This window comes from Pseudomonas sp. SCB32 (genome assembly GCF_009189165.1).
Classification (GTDB): Bacteria; Pseudomonadota; Gammaproteobacteria; order Pseudomonadales; family Pseudomonadaceae; genus Pseudomonas.
In genome coordinates this window covers 1329868-1340927 of record NZ_CP045118.1, presented here as the reverse complement: position 1 = coordinate 1340927, position 11060 = coordinate 1329868, and the positions used below count along the sequence as shown (strand labels likewise).

Here is an 11060-nt window from a genome sequence, read left to right as displayed (position 1 = left end):
AGCCCGTTGACACCATGGCTCCACGAAGCGCGGCGGCATCCCGCACGCCGCGCTCCCACTTCGGAGCCCGCCATGAACCGTCCCGCCGAAACCGCCAGCCTGCATGGCTGGCGCCTGTTCTCCCTGCTTTCGCTGCTGGTGCTGATAGTCACCGCGCTGGCCCTGTGGGCGCAGCCGCAATGGGTGGAGGCCCTGCGCAGCGCGATCCGCACCACTGCGCGTACGTCCTTCACACTGTTCCTCGCCACCTTCCTCGCTTCGTCGCTGGCGGCCCTGGTGCCCAGTGACCTCACCCGTAGCCTGCTGCGCGAGCGGCGCTTCCTGGGCCTGGCCTTCGCCTTCTCCCACGCCGTGCACGCGGTGCTGATCATCCTCTACGTGAAGTTCTTCCCCGAGACCTTCTGGCACGGCCGCAGCACCGCCGCGAATATCCCCGGTTCGATCGGTTACCTGTTCATCATCCTGCTGACGATCACCTCCTTTCCCTACGCAGTGAGGCTGCTCGGTGCCCGCGTCTGGAAGGGCCTGCACAGCACCGGCACCTGGGTGATCGCCGGGGTGTTCTTCCTGTCCTTCTACAAGCGCCTGCCGCTGGGCTCCTGGTACCCGCTGGGCTTCGGCCTGATCTTCAGTGCCATCGCCTTCAAGCTCATCGCCAAGCTGGCCGTACGCCGGCGTCGTAACGCGAGTCCGGCCGCCGTTCCGAGCGCAATCCGCTGACCTGCCCTCTCCTCCCAAACGTTCAACTTTTCCCCTGAGGTGCACCATGACCCTGCTCACCCTGAATCCGATCAAAGCCGTCTTCGACCAACTCGACCGCCTCGCCGCCTGGGGCTGGGACATCCCCCTGCGGCTGTTCCTGGCCTGGGAATTCCTCGAGTCAGGCCTGGAGAAATGGCACGGCGACAACTGGTTCGAACAGATCCACGCCAACTTCCCATTCCCCTTCAATCACTTCTCCGCCGGCTTCGACTGGCAAGTGTCGATGTGGGCCGAGCTGATCGCGCCGGTGTTGCTGTTGCTGGGACTGGGTACCCGCTTCGCCTCGGCCTCGCTGATCGTCGTGACCATCGTCGCCATCGCCGCCGTGCACTGGCCGGCGCAGTGGTCGAGCCTGGCGGAACTGGCCCAGGGGTACTCGATCACCGACCATGGATTCGGCAACTACAAGCTGCCGTTGATCTATCTGGTGGCCTTGCTCCCGCTGGTGTTGAAGGGTGCGGGGGCGTTCAGTGTGGATGGTCTGGTGCGGCGATTCCTGGGGACTTCGCGCACGGCATGACCGGCTGCTGATTCGTCTGCTTACCGAGCAACGCCCTTTCCATTGGAGAGGGCGTTTTTCTTTGCCTGCGGGGTGGTGCAGACCTGTAGGAGCGGACTTTGTCCGCGATTCGCGGGCATGGCCCGCTCCTACCAGGTACTCGGGTGGGGCGGATGCGTTTCATCAATCCTTTGGCATGGGAAGCATGGGTACCGCTGCGCTCCAACCACCCTACGAACTGGGTGCCGCCCCTTCGCCGACTTGATGCACAATCGGCACGCTCGAATACAAGGAAGTTACCCATGAGCCTACTGGTGAAAACGCTTCTTGCAGTGGCCGGCGCCGGTCTCTTCATCAAGGCGCTGATAGAGGTTGAGAAGTCCGCCAGGATCGAACTGCGCGAGCGTGAGGCGGGCGCATTCCTGGACACCCTCAGGCAGCACCACATCAACGAATACGAGCTTCTTCATGAGCAACTGGTCCCTGGCGCCAAAGGCCGGGTCAACAAGCTCTTTGAAGTGCATCGCGTGATATCCGACAGCAACGGCGGGTACTTTCTGTACATCCATATCGAGAGCCAGAAGCCCTTGCTCCAGCCCATCAGCCGGGAAAGAGCCCTGGCGGCCCAGAAATACAACTGAATCGACGTTCCCCATCGTGCCGTCACCTGTACTTCGTCAGACGGAACCACGGGCGCCTTCGCTGCGAATGAGCAATGAATGGCGGATAACGCCTGAGGCGTTATTCGCCCTACGGGTTCGATCCAAATCCCCGGCAGTGGGAAAACTGTAGGAGCGGACTTTGTCCGCGATCGCGGGCATGGCCCGCTCCTACAAGGGAGACGAGCACACCCCCAAACGCGGAACGCAAAAAGCCCGCGCACCGGTGAGGGTGTGCGGGCTTGCTTGTGGATAAATGCGATCAGGGAATGACGAAGCCCACCTCGATGTTCCCGCGAGTCGCCTTGGAGTAAGGGCAGATCTGGTGAGCTTCGGCCACCAGCCTCTCCTTGTCTTCCGTCGACAGGCCGGGCAGGTGCACGATGAGCCGGGCGGCCAGGGCGAAGCCACCGTCGGCCGTATTGCCCAGGGACACTTCGGCATCCACCGCCACCCCGTCCGGCAGGCGGATGTTGTACTTCTGCCCGGCCCGGCGCAGGGCGCCGATGAAGCAGGCGGACCAGCCGATGGCGAACAGCTGCTCCGGATTGGTGCCGTGGCGGCCGGAGCCGGGCGGGCTCAGTGGCAGGTCCAGCGAGCCGTCGGTGGTCTGGCCGCGCCCGTCGCGGCCGCCGGTGGTGTGGGTCTGGGCGGTGTAGAGAATGGTTGCCAGGGCGTTGGTCATGAGGCTTCTCCTTCAGGGTCGTGCCAGAAGTGGACGGGTGAGAGTGGTGCAGTTGGGGCGGGTGCCGAGCACCACGCCTTGCTCTTTGAGGCTGCGCAGCAGGGCGATGCCCTGGGGCTCGATGGCAGCCAGTTCGATGCCGGCGATTTCCGCCAGCGCCTTGAGGTGTTCACGGCCGGTTAGCTGCCACTGCTGCAGCGACACCAGCAGGGCATGGGCCAGCGGCGCGAGACGCGAGAAATGCACCCTCAGGTCGGCGCCTCGGCGGGCCAGCAGCAGCGCAGGTTCGGCCGGGGCCGCCATCGGGATGTTGCCGGGGCCGATGTGGCTGACCGGCCAGACATAGGCCAGCGGCACGGCAAGGCTGGACAGCAGGGGCACGCCGTCGAGCAGGTCGCCGTCCGGGTCATGCGCCGGCTCGGCCTTGTCACTGAGCAACAGCGCGATCTCGACCCACTCGTAGTGGGCCAGTTCGGCGACCCAGCCGGGCTGCTCGGCGCGACCCTCCAGATACTCGACGAATTCGCCGGCCACTTCGGTGAACAGCGGCGTCCGACAGCGGTAACGGGCGTAGAAGTCCTCGGTGAGCGACTGCCACTGATCGTCCGGCAGGCTGGCGCGCAACGCCGGGAAGTTGCCGGCCAGCAGCGATTGCAGGTTGCCGAAGAACAGCTGCCGGTACACCGCCAGGCGCCGCGCCTCGATGCCCAGCGGCGGCTCGTGGCCCTGCGGGTCGCGGATGAATCGGGTCATGCACAGCTGCTGTTCGCGCAGGGTCTCAGCCATGACGCACCTCCAGCGCTTGCGCGGCGCTTTGCAGGCCACGGATGTAGCCCACCTCACCGAGCAGTTCGGCCAGCGGCGGCAGGTTGAAGTCGCGCTCCAGCAGCGTCGGTACTCTGCCCAGGTGCTGGTAGGCGCTGGCCAGCAGGCCCCAGACGTCTTCCTTCACGGCGGCGCCATGGGTGTCGATCTTCAGGTCCGGTGCTTCGTCGTAGTGGCCGGCGACGTGCAGGCAGACGACACGCTCGGCGGGCACACGGGCGAGGAAGCCTGCGGCGTCGTAGCCGTGGTTGCAGGCGTTGACGAAGAGGTTGTTGACGTCCAGCAGCAGGTCGCAGTCGGCCTCGGCGAGCACGGCGCGGAGGAAGTCGATCTCGCTCAGCGCCTGGTAGGGCGCGGCGTAGTAGGAAATGTTCTCCACCGCAATGCGGCGGCCCAGGGCGTCCTGCACTTCACGGATGCGCCTGGCGATGTGGCGCACGGCTTCGTCGGTGAAGGGCATGGGGATCAGGTCGTACAGGTGACCGTCATCGGAGCAGTAGCTCAGGTGCTCGCTGAACAGCGGCACATGGTGGCGGTCGAGGAATTCGCGGGTCTGGCGCAGGAACACGTGGTCCAGCGGCTCGGGGCCGCCCAGGGACAGCGACAGGCCGTGGCAGGACAGTGGGAAGCGTTCGGCCAGGCGGGCCAGGCCGTCGCCGTAGGTACCGCCGACGCCGATCCAGTTGTCCGGTGCGCACTCGAGGAAGTCCACGGCGCCAGTGTCCATGGTGAGCAGTTCGGGCATCAGCGCGCGTCGCAGGCCGAGGCCGGCACCTTGCAGGGAAAGGAATGGGGTCATGGCGGTCTCCTTGGCGAAGTGCCCTCCCCGGCCAGCGGCGCGGGGAGGATGTCAGCGGCGATCAGTTCCTGGCCTGGCTCAGCTTGCTGTAGAGGTCGGACGGGAACGGCTTGCCGTTGGCGTCGAACTGGTGCTTGCGGAACTGGTAGACCTCGCCCTCGGAGAGGTAGCCATCGTGGTTGGCGTCGATGGCGTCGAACTCGGCACCGGCATTGGGCGCCACAGCCAGCAGTTCGGCGCGGGAGACGCGACCATCGTGGTCCGCGTCGGTACGGGCGAAGGAGGCATCGCCGCACTTGCCTTCACCACACTTGCCCTCGGCGCCGGTGGCTTTGGCCTGGGCCTGGGCGCCGCTGGCACCGCATTTGCCTTCGCCACACTTGCCTTCCCCGACCTTGGCGGCGGAAGCCAGTTGGTAACCCTGCGGCAGCGCTTCCACGGCGAAGGCGGAGGACGCCAGGTTCAGGCCACCGGCCAGGGCGACAGCGAGCAGGCCCAGTTGAGTTTTCGAGGTGCGGGTCATGGTGCTTCTCCAGATGCTTGGGCGCATTCACGCGCCGGGTCATGCCTTGATGGCGGTATCCCTGGAACGAAGCGCTGGAGGTTTTGCCCTGCCGTCGCGTTCATCGTTCGGGTAGGGCTATTTCGCCTTGGCGATGTATCGCTGGCGTATCGGCGGCTGGAGGCTTTTGTATGTCTGTATCCGCCTGGAGAGCGGCAGATACACAGGAATACATTCGGCGGGACGGCTCAGGGCCGGGAATAGACCTGCAGGAGCAGGCCATGCCCGCGAAGCGGAGGTGTGGCGGGTGCGCAGGGGAAAGAGAAAGGGCCGCTAAGCGGCCCCTTCGCGGGCATCGCCCGCTCTTACGGCGGTAAAGGCAGGATCAGCCCGCGCGCTTGGCGGCGATGGCGGTGACTTCCACCTTCATTCCGTCGACGGCCAGCTCGGACACACCAACGGCGGCGCGTACCGGATAGGGCTTGCCGAAAAAGCTGCAGTACACCTCGTTGAAGGCGGCGCGGTCAGCCATGCTGGTGAGGTAGATGGTCAGGTGCAGGACGTGGTCCAGGCCACTGCCGGCCTTCTCCAGTGCAACCTTCAGGCTGCGCAGGGTGGCTTCGCTCTGGGCCTTGATGTCGCCCAACTCCAGGCTGCCGTCTTCGAGGGTGGGGATCTGCGTGGAGACCAGCAGGCCGCCGAAACCGGCGACGTCGGAGGAAATGGATTCGGGATCCGCGTCGGGAATGAAGAAGGGGCTGTCATTCTGCGCCATGGGGAACTCTCTGCTATCGGGGGCTATGAGCGGGGCACGTTCGGCCCGCCCGGGACGCGCAGCTTAGCCTCATCCCGCCCCCCGCCGCCACGCCGGCGGACAACTCACCGCAGCCGCCTATTCCCTTCGGTTTGTCATTCGTCAATACATCCATCGTATGAGCGGGCCATATTCCCCTCGAACTTCAAAGAGGGATTATTACAGTTTAGGACATAGACCTTTTCATATTCCGTTATTTAAACAGGGCACTCTTTCGGCATTATGACGCCGGCTTTTTCCTGCCTGGAGCGGGCAAGGGGAAAGTTGATTGTGACAATGTCAATGCAACTTCCTGTGATTTCTGTCGTGGTTATTCCATGACCGGATTCATTGTGCCTGCCTATAAAAATTCCGGTCCTCACGCGACTCGACGGGCCGGTTCTCCAAGACTCTAGGGGCAATATCCATGAAGCACCTCAAACGCAGCGCTATCGTGCTCGCCGTTTCCGCCGCCGCCAGCCAGTTCGCCAGCGCCGAACCTTTCGTCACCGACCAGGCCGATGCCAAGGGCTTCGTCGACGACGCCAAGTTCGACGTGCTGCTGCGCAACTACTACTACGACCACGACGGCAAGAACGGCTCCGGCGACAACCGTGACTGGACCCAGGGCATCCTCGCCAACTTCTCCTCCGGCTACACCCAGGGCACCGTCGGTTTCGGCGTCGACGCCTTCGGCTACCTGGGCATCAAGCTCGATGCGGGCGGCGGCCGTGCCGGCACCGGCAACCTGCCGGTGGACAAACACGGCAACCCCGAGGATGACTATGGCAAGGCCGGCGGCGCGCTGAAGGTGCGCATCTCCAAGACCGAGCTGAAATTCGGCGACATGCAGCCGGTCGCACCGGTATTCGCCGCCGGCGGCAGCCGCCTGATTCCGCAGACCGCGTCGGGCTTCAACCTGCTGAGCAGCGAAATCGCAGGCCTGGACCTGGAAGCAGGCCACTTCACCTCCGGCACCAGCCCGGTCACCACCAGCCACGATGGCGGCCTGTACGCGACCTACGCGAACGTCGAAGCCGACAGCGTGGACTACGTCGGCGGCAAGTACGCCCTCACCGACAGCCTGAACGTCTCGCTGTACGGCTCGGAGTTCGAGGACATCTGGCGCCAGTACTACGCCAACGTGAACTACCTGCAGCCGCTGGGCAGCGACCAGTCGCTGGGCCTGGACTTCAACGTCTACCGCACCACCGACTACGGCCAGGCCAAGGCCGGCGAGATCAGCAACACCACCTGGTCGCTGGCTGCCGCCTACTCCTTCCTGCACGCGCACACCGTCACCCTGGCCTTCCAGAAGGTCAACGGCGACACCCCGTTCGACTACGTCGGCTTCGGCGACAACGGCGCGGGCGCTGGCGGCGACTCGATCTTCCTCGCCAACTCCGTGCAGTTCTCCGACTTCAACGGTCCGGGCGAACGCTCCTGGCAACTGCGCTATGACCTGGCAATGGACACCTACGGCGTGCCGGGCCTGAGCTTCATGACCCGCTACATCAACGGCAGCAACATCGACGGCACCCACGCCGACCCGAACGGCCAGTACGTCGGCCTGTACGGCGAAGACGGCAAGCACCACGAGACCGACTTCGAGGCCAAGTACGTCGTGCAGTCCGGCCCGGTGAAGGACATGTCCTTCCGCCTGCGCCAGGCCTTCCACCGCGCCAACGCCGATCAGGGCGAGTCGGACAATAACGAACTGCGTCTGATCATCGATTATCCGCTGTCGATCCTGTAATTCGTTCGCGAATAATCACGGAACAACTTTCGGAATTTTCTGAGAGTTGTTCCGCTATGCAGCCTGTATTATTGCACCGTGACAGAAAGTGTCTTCCCCGGATCGTGGTTTATCCGCGCCTTCAAACTTTCTAGAATCCCCGCCCTCTTTCCCGCTTTCGATAACTCATATCGTCGATTATCGAAAGATGACTCCTGACGTTGATATTGTGATTGCTCCTTCAACGTCCTTTCGAGCCGCTCTCAGGAGCGGCTTTTTTTATGCCCGTCGATCACCGGTGCAATATCGGTTGAATCACCCGGGAACACGTGCGGTCAAAAGCAGTGAAAGTGGCGGCAATACAGAATGCCCACACAGCTGCAGGAGACCCATTCACCATGAGCGCGATGACTCTCGAAGGCTGGTGCAAGACCAGCATCGACCAGAAACCTACCCCGCTGGAAGACATCCACTTCTTCGTCAGCGACGCCGATCACCTGCGCCTGGAGCAAGCCGAGGAGTACCTGCAGAACAGCGGGAAGCACGACGTCATGGTGGACGCCGACCTGGGCGACCTCGACCTGAAGATGCCCGACGGCTATGGCCCGCTGTCCGACTGCCAGTACCGCGTCTACCTGAGCCAGAGCGACCACCGCGGGCACTTTCACCTGGTGGGCCACCGGGCCAGCGATGGCAGCCTGATCTACACCAATGCAGTCCTGATCGACCAACTCCTGAGCTGAGTGCCAGGCCCCGGACGGCGCGGAAGCGGCCAGGCATGGATGGGCTGCCCGGTTCACTCGTCGCCCGCCCCTCACGCGGAGATTGTGGCGCATACCCGCCCCGTGATTTCATAGGGCCATCTGTTGTTCGCGAGACGACGTCGTCCGCGCCGCCAGACGGAAACGCCCCATTCTCCGGCGAAGAAGCAGCCATCCGATGCGAACTTCCAGCGATCCTGAAGTGCAGGAATACGGGCGATTCGACAGTCTCTTGCGCCTGGTCCGTTCACCAATTGGCGCGGTCGCCGCATTGCTGGCCGACGCCCATGGCCGCCTGCTGGGCTTCGATGGCCTGACGCACGAGGCGGCGCAATCATTCGCCACCCTGCTCTGCCTCAACGCCGCCTCGGCCCCCCTGCGCAGCCGCGAAGGCGATCTGCACCCGCTGGGCACTGCTGTCCTGCGTGCCGCCGACGGCGCCACGCTCGGCTGGCTGTGTGTGCTTGACCACCAGCCACGAACCCTGGATAGCGCCGCGCAAAGCGTGCTGGGCGATGCCGCCGGCATCGCCCAGGAACTGCTCTGCCGCACCGACGAAGGCTGCCTGGCGCTGGCGATCGCCGGCAGCGGCACGGGGGTGTGGGACCGTCATGTCCCCAGTGGCGAGATCCACTACTCCTCCGGCTGGAAAGCCTTGCTGGGCTACGCCGACCACGAGATCGGCAATCGCATCGACGATGCATACGTGCGCGTGCATCCCGACGATCTCGCGTACGTCCAGGCGACCATCAGCGCACACTTCGAAGGCCGCACCCCGGCCTACGAAGTGGAACACCGGCTACGCCACAAGGCTGGTCACTACATCTGGGTCTGCAGCCGTGGCAAGGTCGTCGAGCGTGACGACGCCGGCCGCCCGCTGCGCATGATCGGCACCACCACCGACGTCACCACGCTGCGGGGCGTCTCGGAACAGTTGCGGCAGAACGTCGAACTGCTCACCGACCTCACCGACGAAATCCCCGGCATGGTCTTCCAGTTCCGCAACCTGCCCGACGGCACCGGCACCTTCCCCTATGTCAGCGCCGGGGTCGCGGATATCTTCGGCATGACCGCCGAACAGATCAGCGGCAACTCGGCGGTGCTCCACGAGGTGGTCCAGGCGGACGACCTGCCCGCCCTCCTCGCCTCGCTGGAAATCTCCGCCGCAACGCTACGGCCATGGCGCCACGAATTCCGCGTGCAGCTTCGCGGGCGCGGCACCCTCTGGCGCCTGGGCAACGCCCAGCCCAAGCGCCTGGACGATGGCAGCGTGATCTGGCATGGCCTGATCACCGACGTCACCGAGCGCAAGCGCATCGAAGCCGAACTGCAGGTGCTGGCCACGACCGACTTCCTCACCCAGCTGCCCAACCGCCGTCACTTCATGCAGCTGATAGAGGCGGAGATGGGCCGCGTGCAGCGTTCGACGACGCACGGGGCGGCGATCCTGATGTGCGACCTGGACCACTTCAAGGCCATCAACGATCGCTGGGGCCACGGCGTGGGGGACGAAGCGCTGCGCCATTTCGCGATCATCCTCGGCCGTGCCATCCGCCGCATCGACTTCGCCGGGCGCATGGGCGGCGAGGAGTTCGCCGTGGTGCTTGGCGACGCGGATGTCGCCAGCGCCGTGATATTCGCCAGGCGCCTGCAACAGCAATTGGCCGACCAGCCGCTGCTGCTGGGGTGCGAACAAATCCCGCTGAGCATCAGCATCGGCATCGCGACCCTGCAGGTCGACGATGTATCGGCGGAGGCCGCCCTGTCCCGCAGCGACAGTGCGCTCTACCGCGCCAAGCAGAACGGCCGCAACCGCATCGAGTGCCACTGAACGGCAACCCGCGAGGCAGAGCGTGCCGCCCGGTACGCCCTGCTGCCTGCCATGAAAAAATGTTCAGAATTTTTCACCATTATTTACAGGCGTTGTAAATAATGGACTTTTTGCTTCGAATGGATATTTATAAAAATCCTTTAAAAACAATAATTTAATAACATTGTTCGACAATGTTTCGGCCATTATTTTTGACGCCATTCGCCGAAATCGTTTGACATATTTAACGGCTCTGGCAGGCTGGTAGGCAGGTTTCGACCGGGAAATTTCGCCTTCTGTGCGTTCCCGGCAGTGCTCGGAACCTCAGGTAGCCCAAGCCCAGAGCGGTGCGCCTGCACAAAAACGATGGGCTGCAGCCCGTCCAAAGGTGACATATGTCCAACAGCAACATTGGCAACAAGAAACAGACCCTCCGCAAACCCGTCGTCCTGATGTCCATGGGCAGCCAAGAGCGCAAAGGCCACGACTATCAGGTAATGACCCACAAATACATCGTGCCCCTGGTCGAACAGTCCGATTGCGTGCCGGTACTGGTACCGACCTGCTGCGGCATCGAAGACCTCGAGCAGTACCTGGACATGGCCGACGGTGTTTACCTCACCGGCGCCGGCAGCAACATCGATCCGACGCTCTATGGCCAGGAGAACGAAACTCCCGGCAAGGGCCAGGACAAGGACCGCGACAATTTCGACATGCCGTTGATCAAGGCCGCCATCGCGCGTGGCCTGCCGATCTTCGGTATCTGCCGCGGCATGCAGGAAATCAACGTCGCGCTCGGTGGTGACATCTACCAGAAGGTCTATGCCGAGCCTGGCTTCAACGACCATCGCGAAAATCCCGAAGACCCGGTCGACGTGCAGTACAGCCAGGTCCACGGCGTGCGCCTGCAGAAAGGCAGCTGGCTGCAGCAGTTGCTGGGCGACGAGATCCGCGTGAACTCGCTGCACGGCCAGGGCCTGAAGAACCTGGGCAAGGGCCTTGAGCCCATCGGCCATGCCGAAGACGGCCTGGTCGAGGCGATCCATGCCCCGACCCTGTCGCCCTTCCTCTTTGCGGTGCAGTGGCACCCGGAATGGCAAGCCGCGCAGAACCCCGACTCGGTGAAAATCTTCAAGGCCTTTGGTGATGCATGCCGCCAGCAGGTCAAGAAGAAGCACGCCCGCGCACTCGCTGCCTGAGCGTCACCCGCGTCATGAAAAAGCCCGGCCA

The 11060-nt window shown here is 63.8% G+C and carries 12 protein-coding genes; 7 read left to right on the top strand and 5 right to left on the bottom strand.

Going from position 1 to position 11060, the window contains the following annotated elements:
• Positions 1-72: 72 nt before the first annotated feature.
• The 3 genes from GA645_RS06210 (at position 73) to GA645_RS06200 (ending at position 1902) form a co-directional block, all read left to right on the top strand.
• On the top strand, positions 73-720 hold the full coding sequence (locus GA645_RS06210; RefSeq protein ID WP_152220934.1) for a ferric reductase-like transmembrane domain-containing protein: 648 nt from the start codon (positions 73-75) through the stop codon (positions 718-720).
• A gap of 46 nt (positions 721-766) precedes the next feature.
• The gene (locus tag GA645_RS06205; RefSeq protein ID WP_152220932.1) at positions 767-1282 is read left to right on the top strand and encodes a DoxX family protein; all 516 of its coding nucleotides are present in this window, start codon (positions 767-769) and stop codon (positions 1280-1282) included.
• 281 nt (positions 1283-1563) lie between these two features.
• Entirely contained in the window at positions 1564-1902 is a 339-nt protein-coding gene (locus GA645_RS06200; protein ID WP_152220930.1) for a hypothetical protein, read from the top strand.
• A gap of 280 nt (positions 1903-2182) precedes the next feature.
• On the opposite strand, the gene GA645_RS06195 is transcribed toward GA645_RS06200, so the two are convergent.
• The 5 genes from GA645_RS06195 to GA645_RS06175 all read right to left on the bottom strand — a co-directional run bounded on the left by GA645_RS06195 (position 2183) and on the right by GA645_RS06175 (position 5506).
• The gene (locus GA645_RS06195; protein ID WP_152220928.1) at positions 2183-2605 is read right to left on the bottom strand and encodes an organic hydroperoxide resistance protein; all 423 of its coding nucleotides are present in this window, start codon (positions 2603-2605) and stop codon (positions 2183-2185) included.
• Positions 2606-2617: 12 nt separating this feature from the next.
• Complete coding sequence (locus tag GA645_RS06190) at positions 2618-3391, bottom strand: DUF2063 domain-containing protein (protein ID WP_152220926.1); 774 nt, start codon at positions 3389-3391, stop codon at positions 2618-2620.
• A complete protein-coding gene (locus GA645_RS06185) occupies positions 3384-4229 on the bottom strand; it encodes a DUF692 domain-containing protein (RefSeq protein WP_152220923.1) in 846 nt (281 codons plus the stop codon). Before GA645_RS06185 ends, GA645_RS06190 begins: the two co-directional genes overlap by 8 nt.
• A gap of 61 nt (positions 4230-4290) precedes the next feature.
• Complete coding sequence (locus GA645_RS06180) at positions 4291-4752, bottom strand: hypothetical protein (RefSeq protein ID WP_152220922.1); 462 nt, start codon at positions 4750-4752, stop codon at positions 4291-4293.
• Between the two features lie 364 nt (positions 4753-5116).
• Positions 5117-5506 carry a RidA family protein gene (locus tag GA645_RS06175; RefSeq protein ID WP_152220920.1) on the bottom strand — a complete coding sequence of 130 codons (390 nt, stop codon included), beginning with the start codon at positions 5504-5506 and terminating at the stop codon, positions 5117-5119.
• A 445-nt stretch (positions 5507-5951) separates the two neighbouring features.
• Between GA645_RS06175 and GA645_RS06170 the strand changes: the two genes are divergently transcribed.
• The 4 genes from GA645_RS06170 to GA645_RS06155 all read left to right on the top strand — a co-directional run bounded on the left by GA645_RS06170 (position 5952) and on the right by GA645_RS06155 (position 11029).
• Positions 5952-7280, top strand: a complete 1329-nt coding sequence (locus GA645_RS06170; protein ID WP_152220918.1) for an OprD family porin — start codon at positions 5952-5954, stop codon at positions 7278-7280.
• Positions 7281-7657: 377 nt separating this feature from the next.
• Complete coding sequence (locus GA645_RS06165; RefSeq protein ID WP_152220916.1) at positions 7658-8002, top strand: hypothetical protein; 345 nt, start codon at positions 7658-7660, stop codon at positions 8000-8002.
• 196 nt (positions 8003-8198) lie between these two features.
• Positions 8199-9851 (top strand): sensor domain-containing diguanylate cyclase, encoded by a 1653-nt coding sequence (locus GA645_RS06160; protein WP_152220914.1) that lies wholly within the window; start codon positions 8199-8201, stop codon positions 9849-9851.
• A gap of 374 nt (positions 9852-10225) precedes the next feature.
• The gene (locus GA645_RS06155) at positions 10226-11029 is read left to right on the top strand and encodes a gamma-glutamyl-gamma-aminobutyrate hydrolase family protein (protein ID WP_152220912.1); all 804 of its coding nucleotides are present in this window, start codon (positions 10226-10228) and stop codon (positions 11027-11029) included.
• Positions 11030-11060 lie beyond the last annotated feature (31 nt).